This is a genomic window from Aureimonas glaciei (assembly GCF_014643375.1).
In the GTDB taxonomy this organism is placed as follows: Bacteria; Pseudomonadota; Alphaproteobacteria; order Rhizobiales; family Rhizobiaceae; genus Plantimonas; species Plantimonas glaciei.
On the sequence record NZ_BMJJ01000002.1, the window covers coordinates 478,283 to 503,127 of the forward strand.

Annotated in this window: 26 protein-coding genes; 15 read left to right on the forward strand and 11 right to left on the reverse strand. The window is 68.7% G+C overall.

The window, feature by feature from the left end:
• The first annotated feature begins 278 nt into the window (after positions 1–278).
• Positions 279–548: a DUF6460 domain-containing protein gene (locus IEX88_RS06285; protein WP_188849712.1), complete on the forward strand. Its 270-nt coding sequence runs from the start codon at positions 279–281 to the stop codon at positions 546–548.
• A 6-nt stretch (positions 549–554) separates the two neighbouring features.
• Here IEX88_RS06285 and IEX88_RS06290 read toward each other — a convergent pair whose 3' ends face one another.
• Entirely contained in the window at positions 555–1,301 is a 747-nt protein-coding gene (locus IEX88_RS06290) for a hypothetical protein (RefSeq protein WP_188849713.1), read from the reverse strand.
• 118 nt (positions 1,302–1,419) lie between these two features.
• Positions 1,420–2,322, reverse strand: a complete 903-nt coding sequence (locus tag IEX88_RS06295) for a histone deacetylase family protein (RefSeq protein WP_188849836.1) — start codon at positions 2,320–2,322, stop codon at positions 1,420–1,422.
• Positions 2,323–2,515: 193 nt separating this feature from the next.
• On the opposite strand from IEX88_RS06295, the gene IEX88_RS06300 reads away from it, so the two are divergent.
• A complete protein-coding gene (locus IEX88_RS06300) occupies positions 2,516–3,880 on the forward strand; it encodes an MATE family efflux transporter (protein ID WP_188849714.1) in 1,365 nt (454 codons plus the stop codon).
• A gap of 2 nt (positions 3,881–3,882) precedes the next feature.
• Here IEX88_RS06300 and IEX88_RS06305 read toward each other — a convergent pair whose 3' ends face one another.
• Both IEX88_RS06305 and IEX88_RS06310 read right to left on the reverse strand, forming a co-directional pair.
• Positions 3,883–4,983, reverse strand: coding sequence for a quinone-dependent dihydroorotate dehydrogenase (locus IEX88_RS06305; protein WP_188849715.1), 1,101 nt, complete (start codon positions 4,981–4,983; stop codon positions 3,883–3,885).
• Positions 4,980–5,327, reverse strand: a complete 348-nt coding sequence (locus IEX88_RS06310) for a DUF952 domain-containing protein (RefSeq protein ID WP_188849716.1) — start codon at positions 5,325–5,327, stop codon at positions 4,980–4,982. The genes IEX88_RS06305 and IEX88_RS06310 overlap by 4 nt, the downstream gene beginning before the upstream one ends.
• A 175-nt stretch (positions 5,328–5,502) precedes the next feature.
• On the opposite strand from IEX88_RS06310, the gene IEX88_RS06315 reads away from it, so the two are divergent.
• Positions 5,503–5,931 (forward strand): hypothetical protein, encoded by a 429-nt coding sequence (locus IEX88_RS06315; protein ID WP_188849717.1) that lies wholly within the window; start codon positions 5,503–5,505, stop codon positions 5,929–5,931.
• A 119-nt stretch (positions 5,932–6,050) separates the two neighbouring features.
• Here IEX88_RS06315 and IEX88_RS06320 read toward each other — a convergent pair whose 3' ends face one another.
• Positions 6,051–7,082 (reverse strand): alpha/beta hydrolase fold domain-containing protein, encoded by a 1,032-nt coding sequence (locus IEX88_RS06320; protein WP_188849718.1) that lies wholly within the window; start codon positions 7,080–7,082, stop codon positions 6,051–6,053.
• Positions 7,083–7,243: 161 nt separating this feature from the next.
• Between IEX88_RS06320 and IEX88_RS06325 the strand changes: the two genes are divergently transcribed.
• Positions 7,244–7,702 (forward strand): secondary thiamine-phosphate synthase enzyme YjbQ, encoded by a 459-nt coding sequence (locus tag IEX88_RS06325; protein ID WP_188849719.1) that lies wholly within the window; start codon positions 7,244–7,246, stop codon positions 7,700–7,702.
• A 168-nt stretch (positions 7,703–7,870) separates the two neighbouring features.
• Positions 7,871–8,527 carry a response regulator transcription factor gene (locus IEX88_RS06330; RefSeq protein WP_188849720.1) on the forward strand — a complete coding sequence of 219 codons (657 nt, stop codon included), beginning with the start codon at positions 7,871–7,873 and terminating at the stop codon, positions 8,525–8,527.
• Positions 8,528–8,576: 49 nt separating this feature from the next.
• Here IEX88_RS06330 and IEX88_RS06335 read toward each other — a convergent pair whose 3' ends face one another.
• Complete coding sequence (locus IEX88_RS06335) at positions 8,577–9,302, reverse strand: esterase family protein (protein WP_188849721.1); 726 nt, start codon at positions 9,300–9,302, stop codon at positions 8,577–8,579.
• The gene (locus tag IEX88_RS06340; RefSeq protein WP_188849722.1) at positions 9,263–10,252 is read right to left on the reverse strand and encodes an acetylxylan esterase; all 990 of its coding nucleotides are present in this window, start codon (positions 10,250–10,252) and stop codon (positions 9,263–9,265) included. The genes IEX88_RS06335 and IEX88_RS06340 overlap by 40 nt, the downstream gene beginning before the upstream one ends.
• 286 nt (positions 10,253–10,538) lie before the next feature.
• Here IEX88_RS06340 and IEX88_RS26790 point away from each other — a divergent pair, with 286 nt between their 5' ends.
• From IEX88_RS26790 to IEX88_RS06365, 6 genes are all read left to right on the forward strand, one after another.
• A complete protein-coding gene (locus tag IEX88_RS26790) occupies positions 10,539–10,754 on the forward strand; it encodes a nuclear transport factor 2-like protein (protein WP_244639875.1) in 216 nt (71 codons plus the stop codon).
• 48 nt (positions 10,755–10,802) lie between these two features.
• Positions 10,803–10,955, forward strand: a complete 153-nt coding sequence (locus IEX88_RS26795; protein WP_244639876.1) for a hypothetical protein — start codon at positions 10,803–10,805, stop codon at positions 10,953–10,955.
• A gap of 3 nt (positions 10,956–10,958) precedes the next feature.
• Entirely contained in the window at positions 10,959–11,474 is a 516-nt protein-coding gene (locus IEX88_RS06350) for a sigma-70 family RNA polymerase sigma factor (protein ID WP_188849723.1), read from the forward strand.
• Complete coding sequence (locus IEX88_RS06355; RefSeq protein ID WP_188849724.1) at positions 11,471–12,280, forward strand: anti-sigma factor family protein; 810 nt, start codon at positions 11,471–11,473, stop codon at positions 12,278–12,280. The genes IEX88_RS06350 and IEX88_RS06355 overlap by 4 nt, the downstream gene beginning before the upstream one ends.
• A 190-nt stretch (positions 12,281–12,470) precedes the next feature.
• Positions 12,471–12,872, forward strand: coding sequence for a DUF305 domain-containing protein (locus IEX88_RS06360; RefSeq protein ID WP_188849725.1), 402 nt, complete (start codon positions 12,471–12,473; stop codon positions 12,870–12,872).
• On the forward strand, positions 12,869–14,251 hold the full coding sequence (locus IEX88_RS06365) for a YncE family protein (protein WP_188849726.1): 1,383 nt from the start codon (positions 12,869–12,871) through the stop codon (positions 14,249–14,251). The genes IEX88_RS06360 and IEX88_RS06365 overlap by 4 nt, the downstream gene beginning before the upstream one ends.
• A 301-nt stretch (positions 14,252–14,552) precedes the next feature.
• Here the strand turns inward: IEX88_RS06365 and IEX88_RS06370 are convergent, their stop codons facing one another.
• Positions 14,553–18,032: a hybrid sensor histidine kinase/response regulator gene (locus IEX88_RS06370; RefSeq protein ID WP_188849727.1), complete on the reverse strand. Its 3,480-nt coding sequence runs from the start codon at positions 18,030–18,032 to the stop codon at positions 14,553–14,555.
• Between the two features lie 175 nt (positions 18,033–18,207).
• Between IEX88_RS06370 and mscL the strand changes: the two genes are divergently transcribed.
• From mscL to IEX88_RS06385, 3 genes are all read left to right on the forward strand, one after another.
• Positions 18,208–18,678, forward strand: coding sequence for a large conductance mechanosensitive channel protein MscL (gene mscL, locus IEX88_RS06375; RefSeq protein WP_188849728.1), 471 nt, complete (start codon positions 18,208–18,210; stop codon positions 18,676–18,678).
• Positions 18,679–18,775: 97 nt separating this feature from the next.
• Entirely contained in the window at positions 18,776–19,945 is a 1,170-nt protein-coding gene (locus tag IEX88_RS06380) for a pyridoxal phosphate-dependent aminotransferase (protein WP_188849729.1), read from the forward strand.
• Positions 19,942–20,994 (forward strand): AbrB family transcriptional regulator, encoded by a 1,053-nt coding sequence (locus IEX88_RS06385; RefSeq protein WP_244639878.1) that lies wholly within the window; start codon positions 19,942–19,944, stop codon positions 20,992–20,994. Before IEX88_RS06380 ends, IEX88_RS06385 begins: the two co-directional genes overlap by 4 nt.
• 55 nt (positions 20,995–21,049) lie before the next feature.
• Here the strand turns inward: IEX88_RS06385 and hemA are convergent, their stop codons facing one another.
• Entirely contained in the window at positions 21,050–22,330 is a 1,281-nt protein-coding gene (gene hemA / locus IEX88_RS06390; RefSeq protein WP_373289552.1) for a 5-aminolevulinate synthase, read from the reverse strand.
• A 157-nt stretch (positions 22,331–22,487) separates the two neighbouring features.
• On the opposite strand from hemA, the gene galE reads away from it, so the two are divergent.
• On the forward strand, positions 22,488–23,474 hold the full coding sequence (galE, locus tag IEX88_RS06395; RefSeq protein WP_188849730.1) for a UDP-glucose 4-epimerase GalE: 987 nt from the start codon (positions 22,488–22,490) through the stop codon (positions 23,472–23,474).
• 95 nt (positions 23,475–23,569) lie between these two features.
• Here galE and IEX88_RS06400 read toward each other — a convergent pair whose 3' ends face one another.
• Both IEX88_RS06400 and IEX88_RS06405 read right to left on the reverse strand, forming a co-directional pair.
• Positions 23,570–23,776 (reverse strand): hypothetical protein, encoded by a 207-nt coding sequence (locus tag IEX88_RS06400; RefSeq protein WP_188849731.1) that lies wholly within the window; start codon positions 23,774–23,776, stop codon positions 23,570–23,572.
• Positions 23,773–24,708 carry an NAD-dependent epimerase/dehydratase family protein gene (locus IEX88_RS06405; RefSeq protein WP_188849732.1) on the reverse strand — a complete coding sequence of 312 codons (936 nt, stop codon included), beginning with the start codon at positions 24,706–24,708 and terminating at the stop codon, positions 23,773–23,775. Before IEX88_RS06405 ends, IEX88_RS06400 begins: the two co-directional genes overlap by 4 nt.
• Positions 24,709–24,845 lie beyond the last annotated feature (137 nt).

Sequence of the window (24,845 nt, forward strand, 5' to 3'; positions counted from 1 at the left end):
GTGCCCGGCAGGGCGATGAGGGGGAGCGCCATCACCGGATCGGTCGCCCCGCGGCTTCGCCGCGCCCCTCTCCCGCCTCGCTGCGCTCGGCACCCTCTCCCCGTTGGGGCGAGGAAGGGCGCCATATTCGGCACCGACGGCTTTCCGATATTCAGGCTTTAGAAGTCCCACGCCGCGCTGCTGACAAACCAAAAGCCGACCGCGCGCGAAAAGACCCGCCTTGCCCTTGCCCGCATCTCCGCCTACCTCCGGGGCCATAGAAGAACCGGGAACCCCAAATGTCCGATCGCGTCTCGAATTTCCTCGGCGGCTCGCCGCTGTCGGTGATCGTCAAGCTGGTGCTCCTGTCGATCGTCGTCGGGCTGATCCTGTCCTGGCTCGACTGGAGCCCGCGCGAGATCCTTTTCTGGATCACCGACTTCTTCAACTGGCTCTGGTACTCGCTGTTCGGCTCGCTCGACCGGGCAGTGGACTATTTCATCCTCGGCGCGGTGATCGTCATCCCGCTGTTCCTGCTCTCCCGGCTGATGAAGATCGGCCGGCGCTGAAGCAGGTCAGCGCGGCGGGGATAGCGGGTCGAAGTCGAGGCCGTTGCCGACCTCCTCGAGGCTGAGGCGCCGGCCCGGACGGAATGCCTTCGACGTTCTCTTCATCTTGTCGCTGTCGGCCATGCCCGTCCCGATCTCCATCCGGCCGGTCGCGTAGTTGGCGCTGACCTCGGTCATCTCGCCGCTGTTGCGCATGACGCTCGACCGGTCGAAGCCGATCAGCTCGAAGCGGTCGTCGCGCCAGCGGAATGTCGGCTTGGAACGATGCATCTCCCAGCTTCCCGCCGAGGCGAAGAAGGAGAGCTCGACGCTGAAGGCCCCCCGCGCCAAGGCGAGGCCGTCGTCATAGGCGTCGTCGACATTGGACTGCTCGCGGCGCGGGATCAGCGTGTGGTTCTCGAGCACGAGCCGGTAGCCGCCGCTGGGCACGGCGAAGGCGGCACCGAGGATGCGGGGATTGGTGTCCATCGGCTCCGGCGACCATTCCTCTTTGACGAAATTGGCGGGGTCGGTCCCGTGCAGGACGAAGACGACATCGTCCAGACCGTCCTTGTCGAGGTCGCCCTGCGCTTCGGATTCCAGCATCCAGCCGTCCGGGACGAAACCGGCAGCGGTGTCGGCCGAGGCGGACAGTCGCGGATAGTGGGCCGGGGGGATCTCGCCGTCCTCGGTCACGGCCTGCGGCACCGCCATCAGCGACCCCAGGCCGGCCAAAGCGAAGACGACGCGGCGTGAGGAGAGGCACGGGATCATCGAAGGCTCCTTCCGCCCGGGGCGCCGCGGCTTGCTGGTGAGCGGCCAGAATTGCAGGTCCCGCCGCAGCCGTCGAGTCCGGCGACCGTGCCCCGCCGAGACGGTCCTGGGCGGTGTGTCAGGCGAACTCTGCCGCCACCCGGTGGAGGATCGTGTGCCGGCGGGCCAGGCTCTCTATGTCCCGGGAATAGCCGCCGCCGATGACGCCGGCGACCGGAATGCCGCGGTCGCGGAAGAAGCCGAGGACGCGGCGGTCGCGTTCGGCAAGGCCGGCATCGCTGAGACAGAGCCGCCCCAGCCGGTCGTCTGCATGCGGGTCGACGCCGGCATTGTAGAAGACGATGTCGGGGGCAGCCTCGTGCAGCGCGGTTTCCAGCGCGAAGGGCAGGACCGCGAGATAGGCGTCGTCGCCGGTCTTGTCGGGCAGCGGGATGTCGAGGTCGGAGGGTGGCTTCACCGCGGGATAGTTGTTCTCGCCGTGGATCGACAGGGTGAAGACGCGGGGCTCGCCGGCAAAGATCAGCGCCGTGCCGTCGCCCTGGTGGACGTCGCAGTCGAAGACAAGGACGCGTCGCACGAGGCCTTCGGCGAGCAGCGCATGGGCGGCCACCGCGACGTCGTTGAACACCGAGAAGCCCGCGCCGCCGTCGCGAGCCGCATGATGGCTGCCGCCGGCCGTGTTGCAGGCGAGGCCCCGCTCGAGCGCGAGACGCGCCGTCAGCACAGTGCCGCCCGTCGCGCAGCGTGACCGCAGGGCGACGGCGGCATCCACGGCAAAGCCGATCGTCTTCTCGGCCGCTGCGGACACCGTCTGGGTCAGGACCGCGTCCACATAGGCCGGCGCATGCGCCAGGCGCAGCCAGTCCGCCGTCGCGGGTTCGGGCACCTGGTAGCCGCCGGCCGCGACCAGCCCGTCCTCGACGAGGATCTCCGCCAGGCGCGAGAACTTCGCCATGGGAAACCGGTGTTTCGGATCGAAGCGGGCGTCGAAGGCGGAATGGTGGACGATGGCAAGGCTCATCATCGGCAGATAAGGCAAGGGCGCACCGAGGTCATCACCGCGCGGCGCGATCCCTGCGTTCCCGCGTCTTTTCCTGCCGATGTGTCGCAGGACCCGATCCGGCGGCCCTCGACCCCGCGTGAGCCGGACGCTTGCGCGGCGAGGGCGAAGATGGCACGCCACGGGCTCGGGCGATACGCAAGAGAATCTGACGATGAGTGCGAGCAATGCCGGGGCGCAGGCGCCCGTGTCGCGTCCGTTTGCGGTGACGCACCGCGCCGTGCTCGCCATCACTTTGCCGATGACGCTCGCCTTCCTGACGACGCCGCTGCTCGGCCTCACCGACATCGCCGTCGCCGGGCGGCTCGGCGACCCCTCGGCGCTGGCTGGCCTCGTCGTCGGCGCGCTGATCTTCGACTTCGCCTTCTCGACCTTCAACTTCATCCGCTCGGGCACGACGGGCCTCACGGCGCAGGCTTTTGGCGCCGAGGACGGCACCGAGATGCAGGCGGTGTTCTGGCGCGCGGTGATCCTCGCGCTCGGCATCGGCGCCGCCCTGATCCTGCTCGAGCCGGTGATCTCGGTGCTGGGGCTCCTCGCCATCGCCCCGGATGCGGACGTCGCCCGGGCGACGCGGACCTATCTGTTCTGGCGGATGTTCTCGGCGCCCTTCGCCCTCATCAACTATGCGCTGCTCGGCTATGTCCTCGGGCGCGGGCAGGGGACGCTCGGCCTCGTGCTGCAGGTCGTCATCAACGGCGCCAATATCGGCCTCTCCATCCTCTTCGGCTACGTCATGCAGGGCGGCATCGCCGGCATCGCGCTCGGCACCGTGTCGGGCGAGGCGATCGGGGCGATCGTCGGGCTCGCCGTCGTCATGCGCGGCTTTCCCGCCGACGAGCGTCCGAGCCGGCGTCGCATCCTCGACCGCGCCGGTTTCGTCCGGATGATCGCGCTGAACCGCGACATCATGATCCGCTCCTTCTGCCTCCTCGGCGGCTACATGCTGTTCACCCGCCTCGGCGCCTCGCTCGGCGCGCTGACGCTGGCGGCCAACGGCGTCCTCCTCAACCTGTTCATGATCGGCGGCTATTTCCTCGACGGTGTGGCGACGGCGTCGGAGCAACTCGTCGGCCGCGCCGTCGGCGCCTTCTGGCGGCCGGCCTTCGACCGGGCGGTCAAACTGACGACGCTCTGGGCGCTCGGCCTGTCCGGCGTCCTGACGCTCGCCTTCTTCCTCGCCGGCAACGGCTTCGTCGACCTCCTGACCACCGACGCCGCCGTGCGGGCGACAGCGCGGCCCTATGTCGTCTGGGCCGCGGTCTCGGTGCTCGCCGGCGCGCTCGCCTTCGTCATGGACGGCATCTTCATCGGCGCCACCTGGTCGCGGGCGATGCGCGACATGATGATCCTGTCGACGCTGCTGTTTGCGGGGCTGGCCTATGCGCTGGTGCCGATCCTCGGCAATCACGGCCTGTGGCTGGCCTTCGACCTTTTCCTGGGGCTGCGCGGCCTGACCTTGCTGGCCATCCTGCCATCGCGCCGACGTCAGACCTTTCAGCGCTTCGCGCCGGCCTGAACTCAGTCGCCCGGGCCGGCGGCGATGAACTCGTCGATGCGGCGGTCACGGACGTCGTTGATGTGGCCGATGCCGTTGAGGTCCATGAAATGGCTCATGCCCTTCAGGATTTTTGTCGGCAGGCGCGGCCCGCCGTAGACGAGGCCGGTGTAGAGCTGCACGAGATCGGCACCGGCCTCGATCTTGGCGATCGCCGCCTTGGCGCTGTCGACGCCGCCGACGCCGATCAGCGCCATGTCCGGGCCGAGCGCGCGGCGAAAGGCGGCCAGCACGTAGGTCGAGCGCTGCCAGAGCGGGCGGCCCGAAAGGCCACCGGCCTCGTTGCGGTGTTCCAGCGTCGTCGTGAGGCCGGCGCGCGAAAGCGTGGTGTTGGAGACGATCAGCCCGTCGATGCCGTGGCGGGCGACGGCACGGGCGATCTCGGCGATGTCCTCGCGCTGCAGATCGGGCGCGACCTTCAGGAAGACCGGCTTGCGCGCCGAGGCGGTGAGGGCGGCAAAGCCGTTGCGCGCGGCGATGACAGAATCCAGCAGCCGGTCGAGATCCTCGCCGGTCTGAAGGGTTCTCAGGCCCGGCGTGTTCGGCGAGGAGATGTTGACGGTGAGATAGCTCGCCACCGGCTCGAAGCGGTTGATGCCGTCGACATAGTCCTTGATGCGGTCGGGCGACTCCTTGTTGGCGCCGATGTTGACGCCGACGATGCCGGCCTTGCGCGCCCGCGCCTGCAGCCGCTCGAAAGTATCGGCATGGCCGTCATTGTTGAAACCGAGCCGGTTGATGACGCCGCCGGCCTTCGGCAGCCGAAAGATCCGCGGCTTCTCGTTGCCGGCCTGCGGCAGCGGCGTGACCGTGCCGACCTCGACGAAGCCGAAGCCGAGCCGCAGCATCGCGTCCGGCACTTCGCCGTTCTTGTCGTAGCCGGCGGCCAGGCCGAGCGGGTTGGGGAAGAAGATCCCCGCCACCTTCACGCGCAGCCGCGCATCGACGGGGATGTCGACGCGCGGGATGACGCCGTTGCGCAGCGCCGCGATCGACAGGGCATGCGCCTTCTCGGCGTCGAGCCGGAACAACAGCGGGCGCGCCAGCCCGTAGAGGCTTTTCATCGAATGCTGGCCGGGAACACGTGATAGCCGGCCGCATCCACGGGCAGCGCCTCGACGAAGAGCACCGCGTCCATCGGCAGCGTCCCGTAGAGATGCGGGAAGAGCTGGCCGCCGCGCGAGGGCTCCCACTTCAGCCCGTCGCCGAGCCGGTCGGGATCGATGCCGATCAAAAGCAGGTCGGTCTGGCCGCCGAAATGGCGGCTCGCCGTCTCGCGCACCTGCTTGGCGGTGGAGAAGTGGATGAAGCCGTCGGCAAGGTCCACCGGCGCGCCGTCGAACCGGCCCGCCGCCTCGGCCGCGCGCCACAGCGCCTGCGGCGCGATCTTGTAGATGGGATCTGTCATGGCTGTCTGCGTTGCCTGAGAGGGGTGAAAAGGTCAATCGCGGCATTGTCGCCGAATTTGCATCATAAGGGGATCATGTCCGGGGGATAGTCACATCCCCTTGTGGAACGCCCCGTCCGATGGTCACTGAGATCGTCTCGGGGCGGACAGTCCCGACGTCCGTGGAGAGCGCCCGATGAAGATCCTGATCCTTGCCGCCGCCGCCGGCTGTGCCCTCGCCGGGAGCCCCGCGGCCGCCCAGAGCCTGATGCCGTCGAGCTCCGTCGGCCGTTACGAGATGCAGCCGATCGAGGGCGGCGTCGCCCGCCTCGACACCCAGACCGGCGAGGTCAGTCTCTGCCATGTCGACGGCGCCACCCTGCGCTGCCAGCCGAGCGAGGAGGAGCGCGCCCGGCTGGAAGAGCGCATCCGCGAACTCTCCGCCGGCCGCCCCGATCCGGGTCCGCAGGCGACCGTGGCGCCGCCGCCGCCCGCGGCGAGCGATGACGCCGAAGTCGACAAGGCGATCGAGCAGATGAAGAAGATTTTTCGCGCCTTCCGCGACATCACCCGCGAATTCGACGAGCAGCCGACGACGCCCGCCCCGGCGCCTGACCGGACCTAAAGCTCGGCGCGGCCGGCGTGACAAGCCGCGGACGGCGCCGTGACCGCTCCGCCAACGCCTTGGGCGGTGAGGGACGGCGGCCCTTCCTCTGTCCGAAGCCGGTGCCTTTTGAAGGCTCTTCAGGTGTAGAGCGGCGGCGCCTGCCATTGTTCCGGGCCGTGCGGAAGAAGCGCCGTCATCCGGCGGCGCAGGAATTCCTCCATCGCGCCGATCGAGCGGATGCCCGTCGCCGAGGGAAACCCCTGGAAGACGTGGCAGCCGCCGGCCAGCAGCGACAGTTCCGCCTCGTTGCCGCCAGCCAGCCAGCGGCTGGCCATGAACAGCGTGTCGTCGATCAGAAGGTCGCACGTGCCGCAGGTGAAGAAGGCGGGCGGCAGGCCGTGCAGCGCGGCGTAGAGCGGCGAGACCTCGGCCGAGCGCGGATCGAGCCCCACCGGCAGGAAGTGGTCGACGAAGGTCGCGACATCCTCGGTGTTCAGCACCAATCGCTCCGCGCCGAAGCGGCGGACGCTCGGGGTCAGCGACAGGTCGTAGCAACCGGCATTCAGGTTGGCGGCGTGGAAGGGCGTCAGGCCATGCCGGTCGCGCAGCCGCAGGAGGGTGAGGGCGGCGAGGTGGGCGCCGGCCGATTCGCCGCCGATGGCGAGGAAGTCGCCGGGCAGGACGCCCTCTGGATCGGTCAGCCTGCCCTCGATCAGCGCCAGGGCCGCGTCCTCGCAGTCGTCCGGCCCCGCCGGGAAGACGTTTTCGGGCGCCAGGCGGTAGTCCACCGAGGCGACGACGAGGCCGGTGCGGTCGGCGATGTGGCGCAGAAACGGGTCGCCCTCCGCCGCCGTACCGAACACCCAGCCGCCGCCGTGGAAATGCAGGAAGGTCCCCGCCGCCTCCCGCCCCTCCGGACGCAGGATCCTGACCGGAATGGCATGGCCGTCGCGCGCCGCGACCCAGACGAGCGTGGCGTGCGGGTCGGGGGGCGCGAGCGGAAACGTGCCGCGACCCAGCCGCCGCGCCTCGCGAACGGTTTCGAGCGGCAGCGACCAGGGGCTCGGCCGCGCCTTCTGCAGGGCGATGATGTCGGCGTTCATCGCCACCAGCTCCGGCTCGGCATTGTGGGGATCGAAGACACCGGGGTCGATGACGAGGGCGGTCATTCAGAAGATCCTTTCGCCGAAGACGTGGCGGGACCGCCATCGCGGCCACACTCTCGATCCTGGAGCGGAATTGTGGAAGGAGGATGGGCAGGCGCTGCGCCCGTCCGTGCCGGCCCGGCCGGGCGCCGCCGCCGGACGGGCAGACGAAAGGATCTTTGCCGATGGAGCCGATGCAGTTCATCGAAACCCTGGCGGTGCGCACGCGGCCGCGGGCGATGCACGACCTCTCGCAGACAATCGGGGAGCGATTGAGGAGCCTCGACGCCGGCGACGGCCTCCTCACCGCCTTCGTGCGCCACACCTCGGCCTCCCTCACCATCCAGGAAAACGCCGATCCGGACGTCCAGGCCGATCTCCTCGACGCGCTCGACCGGCTCGCCCCGGCCGGCCCGCTCTATCGCCATTCGGTCGAGGGGCCGGACGACATGCCGGCCCATATCAAGACGGTGCTCACGTCGACGAGCCTCGCCATTCCGGTCCTGCGCGGCCGGCTGATGCTCGGCACCTGGCAGGCTCTCTACCTCGTCGAGCACCGCGCCCAGCCGCATCAGCGCGAGATCGTGCTGCATTTTGCCGGCACCCGCGCTCTGGAGCCGCGCCCGCCCGCGCCGCGCCGCTGATCCCCGGGGATCGGACCGGACGGCGTGACGCAAGCGGCGCCCGGCGGATGTTCGCGGCAGGGCCCTTGATCGCGGCGGCCGAACCCTGTTCATAGGGACGATGGGGTGCAAGGGGTGCGCGTCACCCCGCATGATTGAACCGCCGTCCCGCCCGTCTCGGAGCCGTTCGTGAACCGCATCTTCATCGTCGCCGACGACCATCCGCTGTTTCGCGGTGCGCTGAAGGAGATCCTCGGCTCACTGCCGGGCGAGCACCGCGTCGTCGAGGCGGCCGATTTCGACGGCGCGGCGACGGCGCTCGCCGCCCATCCCGACGCCGACCTGATGCTGCTCGATCTCAACATGCCCGGCGCCGACGGCTTTGCTGGCCTTGCCCTGATGCGTGCCGAGCATGCCGGCGTGCCGATCGCCATCGTCTCGGGCAGCGCCGACGCCAAGCTGATCCGGCGGGCGCTCGATCTCGGCGCCTCCGGCTACATCCCGAAATCCTCCGGCTTCGACGAGATCCGCGACGCCATCGCCGCGCTCCTCGCCGGCGACGTCTACCTGCCGGCGCATGTCGACCTCGAGGTCGAGGCCGATCCGGAGGTGGCGCAGCTGATCGAGCGCATGCGCAGCCTGACGCCGCAGCAGACGCGCGTCCTCACCATGCTGGGGCGCGGCCTCCTCAACAAGCAGATCGCCTACGAGCTCGGCATTTCCGAAGCGACGATCAAGGCGCATGTCTCGGCCGTCCTGCAGAAACTCGGCGTCGACAGCCGCACCCAGGCCGTCATCCGCCTCGCCAAGCTCGATCCCGGCAAGGATCCCGGCGCCGCGCGCTGAGCCCTTCTGCCCCGCTCGCTGCCGGCTCCTGCTCGCCGTCGGGCGACCGTCAGACGTAGAGCGGCGCCATGTCGCGCCAGGACTTTCCACGATGCGCCCGCCCGTCCCAGACATACAGGCTGTGCTGGACGCCCTTGTCGCGCAGCAGCCGGCTGAGATGGCGGTTGTTGTCGATGAAGGGATCCTCGGCGCCGACCGTCAGGACGATGTCGAGCCTTCTCAGGCTCTCAAGCTGCCAGTCGCAGCCAAGACCCGGCAGGAAATGCGTCGGCGTGTGGAAATAGACCGCGTCGTCGTAATAGCCGCCGAGGAGGTCGTCAAAACTTTCCACCCGCAGCGTCAGGTCGTAGCGGCCGGAAAAGGCGACCAGCTTGGCGAAGAGATGCGGGTGCCTGAGGGCGAGGGCCGCGGCATAATAGGCGCCGAGGCTGCAGCCATGCGCGATGGTTGCCGGATGGGAATTCTTCGCCGCCATCAACGGCAGCACCTCGTGCAGCACATAGTCCTCGAAGGCGGCATGGCGGCGGATGCGATCGGCCGGATGCTGGCGGCCGTAGAAGGTCTCGTCGGCGAGGTTGTCGATGCAGTAGAGCTGCAGCTGGCCGGCCTCGATCTTCGGGGCGAGCCGCCCGACGATGCCGAGCGCCTCATATTCCCAGAATTTACCGTCCCGCGTCGGAAAGACGAGCACCTTGGCGCCGGCATGGCCGAACACCAGGAGCTCCATGTCCCGGTTCAGCCGGGGACTGTGCCAACGACAATATTCTCGGTCCATGGCGCCTGGAAGAACGATCGAAGCCGCTCGCGCAGGAGGGCCTCCTGCGCTTCCTGACCAGGGTATTCGAAATGCCCGGCGTCGAGGATGAAGATTTCCTGACATTTTGGCAGCGCATTGGCGACCGCGAACTGGCAGGGCGGCGCGACCACGGGATCGAACAGCGCCGCGGCGACCAGCATCGGCACCTCGATCAGGCTCGCCGCCGTCGCCGCATCGAAATAGCGCAGCGTCTCCGCCGTCTCGGGATGGCGGTCGACGAAATCCCGCACCGAGGCGGCACTGCCGATGCTGGGGAGCGTCCGCCAGAGCGCCTGGTGCCCGAAAGTCGGAACGCTCAAAAACCCGCGGTCGATCCGCTCGTCGAAGGCGATGCCGAGCGCCCCGATGCCGCCGCCGAAACTCGTCCCGGCATAGCCGATGTGCCCCTCGATCCAGGGATAGAGCTGGGTGAGCGCCGAGACGGCGAGCCAGAGATCCTCGACGCAGCTGCCGATGATGTAGTCGTCGCGCTTGTCGATATCATGCAGCACGTGCCAGGCCGGATCCTGCGAAATCGGCGCCCGCGCGCTCAGCGACAGGCCGCGAAAACAGGGAAACAGGATCGCCGTCTCCTCCACCGGCCAATCGAAATCCGGCCCCTCCCGCCCGCCATAGCCATGCCCGACCACGAGCCCGCGCGTGACAGTGCCGCTGCGCGGCAGCAGCAGCCAGCCGCGGATCGGAAAATCGCCGGTCGAGCGGTAGGCGATTTCCAGGACCTGCCAGTCCGGATGGGTCAGGGGGCATTGCCGGAGGGCCGGCTCGGGATCCACCCGGCGGGCGCGGCGGGCACGCTCCTGCCAGAAGCCCGCGAAGTCGGCCGGGCCCTCGGGCACCCGCACCGCCATCAGGGCGTCGGGCGACAGGCCGTGGGAGGGATCGAAGGGGAAGGGGTGGAGAAGGGTCATGGAATCGGCCTTTCGAGCGCCAACCCTAGCATGCGGACAACGCGAGAGAGCCTTTGCAGCTTCCGTCGGCAGCAAGCTTTCCGCGATTGGTCGCGAAAGTGCGAAGCAATCGGCAGGTGTCGACCCTTAGGGGCCCTTGGCGCGCTGTCGGCTTTCCCATCATCGCGATTCAGTCCTCCGCCAAGGGGACCCTGCTCGTCTCAAATTTTCGATCGGGAGGGAATATGCGCCGTTCATCGGCGTCTTTCGTTCGCCAAATCGCGGCTGAAGCCAAGGACACCGAGCCATGAAGACCCTCCTCGCAGCCATCGCCATTCTCGCCGCCGGCACATCGGCCGCGCTGGCCGGTCCCGCCGGCGACCTGGCCAAGGCGCATATCGATGCGATCGCCAAGGGCAACACCGCCGCGGTCACTGCCGCCTATGCGCCGTCGGCCACCCTCCACTGGGTCGGCGGCCCTCTCGACGGCACCTATACGGGCTCGGCGATCGCGAAGACCTAGGGGAAGTTCGCCAAGGCGCAGACCGGCCTCAAGGCGACAGTCCTCGACATGCGCGAGAGCATGAACCCGAAAGGCGTGACGGTCGTCGCCGACGTCGTCTTCGCCAACGACAAAAAGATCCCGGTGCGCTACGTCATGGTGTTCCGGGACGGCAAGCTTACCGACGAAATCTGGCAGATCGACCCCGCGCTGGCGAAGTAAGGCATGTCCACCGACGAGATCGCGGCGCGGATCGAACCGCTCATTCCGGGGCTGAGGCGCTATGCCTTCGCGCTGGTGCGCGATCGCGATGCTGCCGACGATCTCGTCCAGGATTGCCTCGAGCGCGCCGTCGGGCGCTGGCACCTGCGCCGGCCCGACGGTGACCTGCGCGCCTGGCTGTTCGCCATCCTACGCAATCTCCACCTCTCTGGCCTGCGCCAGCGCAGCCGGCGCGGTCCGCATGTGGCGCTCGACGAAATGGCGTCGCCGCCGGCGGTCGACGGGGACCAGGACGGCCGCGCCGGGCTCCGCGACATTCTCGCGGGGCTCGACGCGCTGAGCGAGGAGCACCGCACCATCCTCCTGCTCGTCGGCGTCGAGGACATGAGCTACGACGAGGCTGCGCGGGTGATCGGTCTGCCTGTCGGCACGGTCATGTCACGCCTGTCGCGGGCGCGTGAGAAGCTGCGGAACTTCCTGGAGACCGGGGTCCGTTCGCCCTTAAGGAGAGTCAAATGAGTTGCAGGGACACGCCCGTCGGCGAGGACGACCTGCAAGCCTATGTCGATGGACGGCTGTCGGCCGAGCGCCAGCCGAAATTCGAGGCCTATCTCGCCGAGCGACCGGAGACTGCCGCGGCCCTGGAGCGCGACCGCGAGATCGCAGAGGGGCTGCGCCAGCGGCTCGCCTTCAAGGCGGATGAGCCCATCCCGACGCGGCTTCGTATCGCGAACATCCGCGCGGCCCGGCACGACCGCTTCGCGGCCACTCGCCTGCGGATCGCGGCCGTCATGGGCTGGGTGATCCTCGGCAGCGCCGGCGGGTGGCTGGCGAACGACGTCCTGCGCGCGCCATTGCTGCCGACGCGCGTGGCCGTCATGGCCGACGAGGCGATCGCGGCGCATCGCACCTTCGTGGTTGAAGTGGCCCATCCCGTCGAAGTGCGCGCCGACGAGGAGGCGCACCTCCTGCAATGGCTGTCGAAGCGGCTGGGTACGCGGTTGTCCGCCCCGGATCTGACGGCGCTCGGCTATCGGCTGATGGGCGGTCGGCTCCTGCCGGCGGGCGCGGGTCCTGCTGCGATGCTGATGTACGACGATGACCAGGGCACGCGGCTGACGCTGTTCATCAAGACCGACGAGAAGGACGAGACGTCGTTCCAGTTCGTCGAGGAGGACGGCGTTTCCGCCTTCTTCTGGCGCGACGCGGGCCTTGGCTATGTCGTATCGGCGCAAGCGTCGCGTGAGCGGCTGATGCAGGCGGCGACGGCCGTCTACGAAAGCCTCAACCGCCCGGCGTCGAGCCTGTCCGGCCAAACGCTGTAACGCCGACCAGCTTCAGGGCGTCGGAATCGTCGTTCCGCTCGATGAAGGTGATCGATTCCCTCCAGCGTTTGCCCCGGGTGGCATTGGATCGGGGCGGGCTTCGCGTTCCCGAAAATAAAAGACGCCGCCATGGGAATGAAGGAGATCGGCCGACGTCTTCTCTTCGATCCCGTGCTTCGAGGACCCGCCGATGTTGAAGATGCTATTCCTGACTCTTGCCTGCGCCGGGGTTCCGCTCTCCCCAGCCGAGGCGCAAGAGGCGCCCGCACACCATCACTCGGCGATGGCGCCGGCTACATCCGCCGGTTCGCCCTATGCCGAAGCCATCGCCGAGGCGATGGAGACCATGCATGCCGGCATGTTGTCCGCCCCGGTGACGGGTGCTCCCGAGCACGATTTCCTGTCGCAGATGATCCCGCATCATCAGGGCGCGATCGACATGGCGAAGGCCGTGCTCGGTTCGACCGAGGATCGGGCGATCCGCAACCTCGCCCAATCCCTCATCACCGAGCAGACCTACGAGATCGCCCTCATGCGCTCGCTGCTCGCCGCATCCGCCGACCAGGCCGCACCCCTCCAGGAGACACCATGACCCGCACCGCCATCCTCGCCGCCGCGCTTCTCGTCTCGACGTCGGCCTTCGCGCTGCCGGCGGCCTCCGACCGCGTCTACACCGCCGACCAGAATTCCAACACGGTCTCGGTCATCGACCCCGTCGGGAACAAGCTGCTGGGCCAGATCCGGCTCGGCAATCCGCGTCCGGACGTCCTGAGCCCCCTCTACAAGGGCGAGGTCAACGTGCACGGGCTCGGCTTCTCGCCGGATCACAAAACGCTCGTCGCCGTGTCCACGGTGACGAACTCGGTGACCTTCATCGACACCACGACCAATGCCGTGAAGGGAACGACCTATGTCGGGCGCAATCCGCACGAAGCTCTCTTCACGCCCGATGGCAGGGAAGTCTGGGCGACGGTCCGCGGAGAGGACTACCTGTCGGTGATCGATGCGACGACCTTCAGGGAAACGGGCCGCATCCCCACGACGAGCGGCCCCGGCATGACCAAGTTCTCTGCCGACGGCACGCTCGCCTTCGTCGCCAACTCCTTCAATCCGGTGCTCGAGGTCTTCGATGCCGCGAGCCACGATCTCGTCAGACGGATCCCCGTCGTCTCGCCCTTCGTGCCCTTCGTGCAGGTGAGCCCGGACGGCCGCGACGTCTGGCTGACGCACAAGGACGTCGGCAAGGTCACGCGCGTCGATGCCAGGACGCTCGAGGTGAAGGAGGTCATCGACAGCGGGCCGATCTCCAACCACGTCGGCTTCGGCACCGTGAATGGCGAAACGTTGGTTTACGTCACGATCGGGGGCGAGAACGTCGTGAAGGTCTTCAAACCGGGATCAAAGACCGAGGTTGTCGCGACCATCCCGGTCGGTGCCCTTCCGCACGGCATCTGGGGATCGGAAGACGGCAGCCGCATCTATGTCGGGCTTGAGAACGGCGACAAGGTCGACGTGATCGATACCGCGGCGCAGAAGGTCATTGCCGAGATCCCCGTCGGGCAGGCGCCCCAGGCTCTCGTCTACGTGCCCGGCGCGGTGCCGGAGGGTGGAGGCACCGACAACCTCATGCCGTTGAAGATCGCATCGGAGAACCTGACCCTCACGCTGCGCGCCCCTGACGGCGTGGCCGGCTCGGGCATGGTCGTGTCGCGCAATCTGGGTCTCGTCGACGCGATCGACGTCAGCGTCGCCAGGCTGAAGCCGATGACCGAGTACGGCGTGTTCTTCGAGGGTCAGGACGAGCCTGTCGTGGTGTTGAAGACCAACGACAAGGGCGCCGGCATGGCATCGAGCATCGGCCCTGTTCGCAGGATCGCCGCGCCGGAGGAGTTGGCTCCGGGGAAATCGCCGCGACTTGTCGTGCTCGAAGGTTCGCAAATGGGCGCGACCCCGGTCCTGACCAGTCGCTAAAGAGGGTTTGGGTTGAAAATGGCGTTGCCAGCGAACCGTTCTTTCAGAGCGACGCGGTCGCCGGCAACGCAACTGCGATCGTGATCCAACAGGGGCCTGGCAAGGGGCCCTCGAGACAGGGCCTGGCCTCCGGCTGCAGATCGTCGATCCGGGCCCACTCTTTCATCTCGAGCCCGTCAGCATCAATCCGTGCGTCCCGATCGCGCAGCCTTTGATCTTCGTCGTTCGCCCGCCCTTCAGGAGAACCTGAGTGCCAGCTTTTCACGAGGGGCAGCACTGAGCAGACAGGCAGAAGCCCACCCTACTCCGCCGCCTCTCGCCTTCCCCTGTGCTGCGCCATCGCCGCCCTCAGCGACGCCGGCTTCAGCGGCTTCGTCAAAATGTCGACGCCGAGGCTGGCCGCATGGTCGCGCACCTCGGGCGAGCGTTCGGCGGTGATGAGGATGGCGGGCAGAGCGGGGTCGATGCGCCAGCGCAGGAGGGCGATGGCGTCGAGGCCGTCGCCTTCGTCGAGATGGTAGTCGACGAGGGCGATGTCGGGAACGCGGGCCGAGAGCTGCGGCAGGGCTTCGGGCAGGGAGCCCGCGAGCACCACCGAGCAGCCCCAGCCGGTGAGAAGTTCGGCCATGGCGCTGCGGATCGCCGCGTCGTTGTCGATGACGAGGACGCGCATGCCGTCGAGCTGCAGCGCCCGGTGCACCCTGACCGGCGGCGCCACCGTCAGCACCGGGCCGATGTCGCGGCGCACCGGCACGGTGACGCGGAAGCGCGTGCCGCGGCCATGCACCGAGCGCACCGCGACGGGATGGTCCAGCACATGCGCGATGCGCTCGACGATCGACAGGCCGAGGCCGAGCCCCTGCGCCGTGCGCGTGCCCTCGTCGAGCCGCGTGAATTCCTGAAAGATTGTCTTCAGCTGGTGCTCGGGAATGCCGATGCCGGAATCGATGATCTCGATGTCGATCTTGCGGCCCTTGCCATGCCGTACGCCGACGACGACCTTGCCCTCGCGCGTGTATTTCACCGCGTTGGAGACGAGGTTCTGCAGCAGGCGGCGCAGCAGGTTGCGGTCGGAGCGCACGGTGGCCGAGGTCGGCACGAAGCGCAGGCTGACGCCCTTTTCCTCCGCCAGCGGCGCCAGATCCGTGCGGATCTGCTGCAACAGCGGTTCCAGCGCGAAATCGTCGAGCTTCGAGACCATGCCGCCGGCGTCGAGGCGGGAGATGTCGAGCACGGCGCCGAGGATCGCCTCGACCGATTCCAGCGAGGAGTTGATGTTGGCGGCGAGCGCCGTGCCAGGCAGGTTGGCGTGGCGCTCCTGCAGCGCCGCGGCATAGAGTTTGGCGGCGTTCAGCGGCTGCAGAATGTCGTGGCCGGCGGCGGCGAGAAAGCGCGTCTTGCCGATATTGGCCGCATCCGCCACCTGCCGCGCCTCGGCGAGCGCGGCATTGGCCGAGACGAGCTCGGTGGTGCGCCGGCGTACCCGGTCCTCCAGCGTCTCGTTCATCTCGTGCAGCGCGGCGGCATGTTTCACCCGCTCGGTCATGTCCGAGACGGTCAGCACGAGGCCGCCCTCGGGCATCGGGTGGGTGCGGATTTCGATGATCCGACCCGAGCGCTGCAGCGTGATCTGGCGCAGTGCCGGCGACTGCGTCAAAACGTCGAAACTGCGGGCGTGCTCGTCGTCGTCGATCTCGCCGGACAGGCGCATCTGGTCGAGCACGGCGGTCAGCGGCGTTCCGACCTGGCCGACCTGCGGCGGCAGGTCGAGGAGATCGCGCAATTGCCGGTTCCAGAAGGTCAGGCAGAAATCCTGGTCGAAGACGGCGAGGCCTTGGTCGACCTGGTCGAGCGCGAGGCGCAGGATGTCGCGGTTGTACTGCAGCGCCTCGGAGGCGTCGTCGAGCAGGCGCAGGGCCGAGCGGCTAGAACCCTTGTGCCGCTGCAAGAGCAGCGACAGGACGAGGCGCGAGGAGGCCGAGCCGATCGCCGAGCCGAGGAGCTGTTCGGAAAAGCCGATCACCCGGTTGTCGGCTTCGGTCGAATCGGCCAGCGGCAGCTGCTCGCTGGCGGCGAAGCTGGCGAAGGAGCGTTCGGTGCGCTCTGCACCGAGATAGCGCGCGACCGTCGCCTTGACCTCGCCGACCGAGACGCCGGTGCGCGTCTTGCGGAAGCCGGCGGTGGCGCCGACGTCCTGGCGCACGAAGATCGACGCCTGGATGCGCTCGCGCGCGCTCGGCAGGCGCGACAGCGAGAAGGCGACGAGGCAAAAGGTGTTGGCGGCAAGGCTGAGAAGGGTGCCGTGCAGCAGCGGGTCGAGGTCGAGGCCGAACAGCGCCTGCGGCCGCAGGGTCGCGATGCCGAACAGCCCGTCGCGAAGCAGCGCCGCGTCCGGCAGCACCGCGGGCATCAAGAGCGTATAAGCCCAGATCAGCGTGCCGGCGATCATCCCGGCCTTGGCGCCGCGGGCATTCGCCCCGCGCCAGGCGAGGCCAAGGAAGAAGGCGGGAGCGAACTGCGCGATCGCGGCGAAGGACAACAGGCCGATCGAGGCGAGCGCCGTGCCGCTGCCGGCGAGCCGATAGTAGACATAGCCGCAGAAGACGATGGCGAGGATCGCCGAGCGCCGGACGGCGAGGATCAGCCGCGTCGCGTCGCGGTCGCCCATCACGATGCGGTCGCGCCGCTTCAGGAGCACCGGCAGGACGAGGTCGTTCGACACCATGATCGACAGCGCGACCGAGGCGACGATCAGCATGGCGGTCGCGGCCGACAGGCTTCCGAGGAAGGCGATCACCGCCAGCGTGTCGTTGCCGTGGGCGAGCGGCAGCGACAGGACGTAGAGGTCGCCGTCGACCTGACCGCCGAGCTTCAAAATGCCGGCGGCCGCGATCGGCGCGACGAAGAGGTTGATGGCGACGAGGTACAGCGGGAACAGCCAGCGGGCGCGCCGCACCTCCTCGCGCGTCCGGTTCTCCACCACCGTCATGTGGAACTGCCGCGGCAGCAGCAGGATGGCGAAGCCGCTGAGGAGGAGCGCGGCGAAGAAATTGCCGCCGACGCCGTGCGAGAAGGCTTCGGTGATCTCGGGGCTCGTCGTCGCGGCGGCGTAGAGCTCGGCCGGGCTGAACAGGCCGAAGCAGACCCACAGGCCGACGGCAGCAAAGGCCGCGAGCTTGACGATCGATTCCATCGCGATCGCCAGCACCAGCCCGTCCTGGTGCTCCGTCGCATCGGCATGGCGGGTGCCGAAGAGGATGGCGAAGATGCCGAGGAGGAGGGCGATGAACAGCGCGCTGTCGGCGAAGAAGGGCGGCAGGTCCGCCTGCGGCCGGTAGTAGGAAAGGAGCGTCGCCACCGAGGTCGACACCGCCTTCAGCTGCAGCGCGATGTAGGGCACGGCGCCGATCAGCGCGATCACCGTCGCCAGCGCCGCGACGGGCGTGCTCTTGCCGTAGCGGGCGCCGAGGAAGTCGGCGATGGTGGTGATCTTCTCCGCCTTGGCGAGCCGGATCACCCGCTCCACCAGCCGCGGCATGAACAGGAAGACGATGATCGGCCCGATGTAGATGGCCAGGAACGAGAAGCCGTCGCGCGCAGCGACGCCGACCGAGCCGAGGAAGGTCCAGGAAGTGCAGTAGACGGCGAGACTGAGCGCATAGACGCCGGGGCGGCTGCCGGGCGTGCGCCCCTCCGCCGAGCGTCGGTCGCCGAGATGGGCGACGGCGAACAGAACCAGGAGGTAGACGATCGCCGCGATGACGATGATCCAGCTTTGCACCCTGTCCGCCCTCCCTTGCGCTCCCCGTTTCTAGCGCGGACCGGCTGGCGAGTGCGAGCTTATTCACCCGGTTTCGCGCTTCCCGGAATGCGAATTGCAGCTTGGCTTGGTTTCGCTTCACTGGCTAAAAGGGAAATCGGGCTGTCGGGCCCGGCGCCAGGGGGAGTTTTGTCGCGTGCTGAAGGAATTCAAGGAATTTGCCCTGAAGGGCAACATGGTCGATCTCGCCATCGGCATCATCATCGGCGCCGCCTTCTCCGGCCTCGTCCAGTCCATGGTGAAGGACCTGATCATGCCCGTGGTCGGCGTTCTGACCGGCGGCGTCGACTTCACCAACAAGTTCTTCGCGCTCAGCGGCACGGTGACGTCGCCGAGCCTGGAGGCGGCGCGGGAGCAAGGGGCCGTCGTCGCCTACGGCAATTTTCTGACGCTCCTCATCAACTTCACCATCGTCGCCTTCGTCCTGTTCATGATCGTCAAGGGCATGAACCGGCTCAAGCGGCAGGAGGAGGAGAAGCCCGCGGAGGTCGCCGAGGTGCCGGCCGAGCAAGCGCTTCTGACCGAGATCCGCGACCTTCTGGTCGCCCAGCGCGCCGACGCCCGGCGCGAGCCCACCCGCTTCGGCTCCTTCGGCGACGGCCTCTGAGCGGGGCCTGGTCAAGGCGGCGGAAGGCTTGACGAGGCCGGCGGAAAAGCCGATCCGCTGACGCACAAGCTTGAACCCGTCCCGCAAGGCCCGCTCCATGAATCCCCTCGACCGCCTGCGCCCTGCCGCGCTCGCCGCGCCCGAAAGCGGCATCGTCGCCGTGATGAACTACGGCCGCACGTTGGAGGGAGTGATCCCGCTGTGGACCGGGGAGGGAGACCTGCCCACGCCGGCCTTCATCGCCGACGCGGCGGTGCGAAGCCTTTCCGCCGGGGAGACGTTCTACACCTGGCAGCGCGGCATTCCCGAACTGCGCCAGGCGATCGCCCGCTATGTCGAGCGCACCTACGACCGGCCGACGAGCTTCGAGAAGATCGTCGTCACCGGCTCGGGCATGCATGCCATCCAGACCGTCATCGCCTGTGTCGCCGGTGAGGGCGACGAGGTCGCCTATATCGGCCCGACCTGGCCGAACTTCGCCGCCGCCGTCGGCGTCGCCGGCGGCCATGCGCGCGAGGTCGCGCTGGACTGGACCGCCGAGGGCTGGACCCTCGACCTCGACAAGCTCCGCGACGCGATCGGGCCGAAGACGCGGGCCCTCTTCGTCAACACGCCGGGCAATCCAACCGGCTGGACGGCCGACCTCTCGACGCTGGAGGCGATCCTCGGCATCGTCCGCGAGACCGGTATCACGCTGATCGCCGACGAGATCTACGGCCGCTTCCACTATGCCGGCGGGCGCGCGCCGTCTTTTCACGACGTGATGGAGCCGGACGAGCCGATCTTCTTCGTCAATTCCTTCTCCAAGAACTGGGCGATGACCGGCTGGCGCATCGGCTGGATCGAGGCGCCGGCGGCTTTCGGCACGGTGCTGGAGAATCTCATCCAGTATTCGGTTTCGGGCGTCGCTGCCTTCATGCAGCGCGGCGCCGTCGCCGCGCTCGACGAGGGTGAGGACTTCATCCAGCTGCAGGTGGAGCGGGCTCACAAGGCGCGCGACATCTTCACCGAGGCGTTGCTCTCGACCAACCGCGTCGCCGTCGTGCCGCCGGCCGGCGCCTTCTATTCCTTCTTCCGGATCGACGGCATCGACGACACCCGCGCCGCCGCCTTCGCCATCCTGAACGAGACCCGCGTCGGCCTGGCGCCGGGCACGGCCTTCGGTCCGGCCGCGGGCTCCTTCATGCGGGCCTGCTTCCACCGCCGGCTGGACGAGATCGAGACCGCCGCCGATCGGCTTCAGGACTGGATCCGGCGGCAGACGTGACCGCCGGCATGTCGGCCCGCCTGCGCCGGGCCCTGGCCCTGGCCTCGACCCTGGCGATGGCCGCGGTCGGCGGTGCGGCGGCGGCCGCCCTGGACCTGCCGGTCGGCTGGTTGCTCGGCTCGGTGGTCGTCGTCTCGATCGCCAGCCTCGCCGGGCACGATACGAATCTGCCGAAAGGGCTGCGCGACGCCGTCTTCATCGTCCTCGGCATCCAGGCCGGCGCGGGCGTGACGCCCGCCGTCGTCGACCAGCTGGCGCTCTGGCCGCTCTCCTTCGCCATCCAGATGCTCGGCGTCCTCTGCGTCATCGCCGCGACCTACGTCTTCCTGCGCAAGGGTTTCGGCTGGGACAAGGAGACGGCGCTGTTCGCCGCGCTGCCCGGCGCCATGTCCTTCGTCCTGGCCGCGGCGTCCGAGACGCGGGCCGACATGACGCGGATCACCATCGTCCAGAGCGTGCGGCTGCTGCTCCTGATCGGCGCGCTGACGCCGACGCTCGCCTGGCTGGAGGGCGGGGAGGGCGTCCTGGCCGCCAGCCGCGGCGGTTCCGGCACGCTGGGGGTCTATGCGATCCTCGTCGCCGTTTGTCTCGCCGGCGCCTTTCTCGGCCATCTCTCGCGCCTGCCCGGCGGCATCCTTCTCGGCGCGCTCGCCGCCAGCGCCGTGCTGCATGTCACCGAGATCGCGCCGGTGGCCGTACCGCAGCCGATCGCCGTCGCCGGCCTCGTCGTGCTCGGCGCTCTGATCGGCAGCCGGCTGAAGGGCGAAAGCCGCAGCACCATGCTGGAACTGCTGCCGGCCTCGCTCGGCGCCTTCGTCATCGGTCTGGTGATTTCCGCCGTCGCCGGGCTGGCCGCCTACCAGCTGCTCGGCATCGGCCTCGGCAAGATCGCGCTGGCCTATGCGCCGGGGGCGCTGGAGGCGCTGACGGTGCTCGCCTACCAGTTCAATCTCGACCCGGCCTATGTGGCCGCGCACCACGTGGTGCGCTTCATCGGCATCGCGCTGCTGGTGCCGATCCTGGCACGGCACCTGTCAAAGCCGGACTGAACGCCAGGCTTTCCGCGGACGGCGGCCGGCCCCGTAAGGCCGGTCGGTCCGTCGTTCAGCCGCCCGCCTGGCTGACCACCAGCGGGGTGATCCTCGCCGTCCGCTCGGCCGGGGCCGGGCGTTCGGAGGCGAAGGGAATGCCCAGCGCATTCCAGGTCTCGACCAGCGCGTCGCGCAGCGTGTCGATCAGCGCATCGTCGTGCAGCGGCGTCGGGGTGACGCGCAGCCGCTCGGTGCCGCGCGGCACGGTCGGGTAGTTGATCGGCTGGATGTAGATGCCGTGCGTTTCCAGAAGCCGGTCGCTGGCCCGCTTGCAGAGGTCCGGGTCGCCGACATGCAGCGGCACGATATGCGTCGCCGACGGCATCACCGGCAGATTGGCGGCGGCGAACACCGCCTTGGCGCGGGCCGCCTGGCGCTGCTGGCCGTCGCGCTCGGCGCTCGACGTCTTGAGGTGGCGGATCGAGGCGGTGGCCGCCGCCGCCAGGGCAGGGGGCAGAGCGGTGGTGAAAATGAAGCCCGGCGCATAGGAGCGCACCGAGTCGATCACGGCCTTGGAGCCGGTGATGTAGCCGCCGAGAACGCCGAAAGCCTTGGCGAGCGTGCCCTCTATGACGTCGATGCGGTGGGCGATGCCGTCCCGCTCGGAGATGCCGCCGCCGCGCGGGCCGTACATGCCAACCGCGTGCACTTCGTCGATATAGGTCATGGCGTTGTAGCGCTCGGCGAGCTCCACGATCGCCTCGATCGGCGCGATGTCGCCGTCCATGGAATAGACGCTCTCGAACACGATCAGCTTCGGCCGGCCCTTTTCGGCGGCGCGCAGGAGCTCTTCCAGATGCGCGACGTCGTTGTGGCGGAACACCTGCTTCTTGCAGCCGGCCTTGCGCACGCCCTCGATCATCGAGGCGTGGTTCAGCTCGTCCGACAGAATCAGGCAGTCCGGCAGGAGTTTGGCGATGGTCGAGATCGAGGCCTCGTTGGAGACGAAGCCCGACGTGAAGACGAGCGCCGCCTCCTTGCCGTGGAGGTCGGCGAGCTCGCGCTCGAGTTCCACCAGCGGGTGGGTGTTGCCGGAGATGTTGCGGGTGCCGCCGGCACCCGAGCCCATCGTGGAAATGGTCGACTGCATGGCCGTCACGACGTCTTCGTGCTGGCCCATGCCTAGATAGTCGTTCGAGCACCAGACGGTGATCTCGCGCGCTCCGCCCTCGTGACGCCAGATCGCGGCGGGAAATCGGCCGGCGATCCTTTCGAGATCGGCGAAGACGCGGTATCGCTTCTCAGCGTGCAGCGCCTCGATCGCGGCGTCGAAATGGCCTTTGTAGTCGATCATCGGAAACACCCTTTCGAGAAGGGTTCTAAGATGCTCGCCGGGCGAAGTCCACTTTCCCGCACGTGCCAAACCGCCGCGCCGACGGCATCTATGCGACGCGATCAGCGGAGGACGAACAGTTGAGCATCCATCTTCACGGCCGGCCGGACGGCCTGCGATGAGCGTCCTCGTCACCGGCGGGGCCGGCTATATCGGCAGCCACATGGTCCTCGGCCTCGCCGACCGCGGCGAGAGCGTTGTCGTCCTCGACAATCTCGTCACCGGCTTCGACTGGCTGGTGTCGCCGCAGGCGGTGCTGGTCCAGGGCGACATCGCCGATCAGGCGCTGGTCGGGCGGCTGATCGCCGAACACGGGGTCGAGACCATCGTGCACTTCGCCGGCTCGGTGGTTGTGCCCGACTCGGTCTCCGATCCGCTCGGCTACTACCTCAACAACACGGTGAAGACGCGCGATCTGATCGCGGCCGCCGTCGCGGGCGGCGTGAAGCAGTTCATCTTTTCTTCGACCGCGGCCGTCTACGGCATGGCGGGTCTGGAGCCGGTGTCGGAGGACAGCCTCCTGCAGCCGCAGTCGCCCTACGGCCGCTCCAAGCTGATGAGCGAGATGATGCTGGAAGACGCGGCAAAGGCCCATCCGCTCCGCTATGCGGCACTGCGCTACTTCAACGTCGCCGGTGGCGATCCGTCGGGTCGGTCGGGCCAGGCGACGAAGGGGGCGACGCACCTGATCAAGGTCGCCGTGGAGACGGCGCTCGGGCGGCGCGCGGCGATCGAGGTTTTTGGCGACGACTATCCGACGCCGGACGGCACCGCGGTGCGCGACTACATCCACGTCACCGATCTCATCGCCGCCCATCTCGCCGCCCTCGATCATCTGCGGAACGGTGGCGACAGCCTCGTCGCCAATGTCGGCTACGGCCGCGGCTATTCGGTGCGCGAGGTGCTGGACGTGGTGCGCCGGGTGCACGGCACCGATTTCGAGATCCGCCAGGGCGGCCGGCGGCCGGGCGACCCCGCCAGCATCGTCGCCAATGCCGACCGGGCGCGGACCCTGCTCGGCTGGGCGCCCGCCCATGACGATCTGGAGCAGATCGTCGGCCACGCCATCGCCTGGGAACGCCACCTGATGCGACGGAACGCCTAGGGCATGATCCCGATAGGGGACTTCCGGCTTTCGGGATCATGCAAAGAACGAAAGCGGGACGGCGGTTCGAAGAAGCGCCATCCCGCCCGAGCGGATCAGTCGCTGGCGTCTGGGCCGCGCTCGGCTGGATCGAGCGCGTCCGGGGCCTCGCCCGCCTCCGTCGCGGCGGCGGGCGAGCGTCGGGCGCGCGACTGATCCTTGCGGCGCTTCAGGTTCTCCCGCAGCATTTCCTCCTGACGGGCCCTTCGGCGCTCGGCAGCGATTTCCGAAGCCTTTTTCGGGCCCTCCGGCGCTTGCGTCATCGGCGTGGTCCTCCGGCCGTTTCGACGCCGGCCATGGCCGCGCGCCGGAATCCCTCCTCGCTGGAGAGAGGCGGCTGCCAGCCCAGGACCGCGGCGATGTGGCCGCCGTCGACGACGAAGGAGCCGAACAGCCGGTCGAACGCCTCCCGACGCCCGACGAGCGCGGCGAGGCGCCGCAGCGCCGACTCGGGAAGCGGCACCAGCCGGGCCGGGCGGCCGAGGCCGATGCGGGCTGCCGCCACCATATCGCCGAGCGACAGCGGCTCCCTGTCCGCCAGAAGGAAGGTCTGGCCGGCCGCTTCGGGATGGGTCAGGGCGGCGAGGATGGCGTCGAGACAGTTGTCGAGCGCCAGTACGCTGCGCCGCGCCGACGTCTGGCCCAAGGGCAGCGGCAGGCCGGTCCGGGCCAACTGGACGAGCCGGGCGACCATGCCGCGGCCGCCGGGGCCGTAGACCGGCGTCGGCCGGAGGATGCAGAGCTCCAGGCCCGTTTCGGCCGCCACGCCGGCGAGCGCCGTCTCGGCCGCGAGTTTCGACGCGGCATAGGCGCTCTGCGGATGCAGTTCGTCGCTCTCGCGCACCGGGGTGAGGCCTCTCGGCCGGTGAACATTGGCCGAGGACAGGAAGACGAAGCGCCGGACGCCCTCGGCGGCGGCGCGCTGGGCGAGGGCCCGGCTGCCGTCGGCATTGACGTGGGTCAGGCCTGGGAGGTCGCGGGCGGCAAGATCGCGCCGCGACGGGTTCCGCGCGCCGAGATGGACGACGGCGTCCAGGCCGCCCGGCCAGCCGTCCCAGCCTCCGATGTCGACGAGATCGGCCGGCGCCCCCCCGGGGCCGCGCGTCAGGGCGACGACGTCGTGGCCATGGGCGACGAGAAGGGTGAGCAGGCGGCGACCGATGAAGCCGTGTGTGCCGCTGACGAGAATGCGCACTGTGTGAGAGTCCTTGGCTTCTGCCCGGGCGGCTCGTTTGCCGCGACAATTGACCGGGCTCGTCCGGCACGCCATAGAAGCCGCCGCAGCGGCCCACGTAAAGTCCTCCCTGCAGATTGTCGGGGAAACCGGCCGAC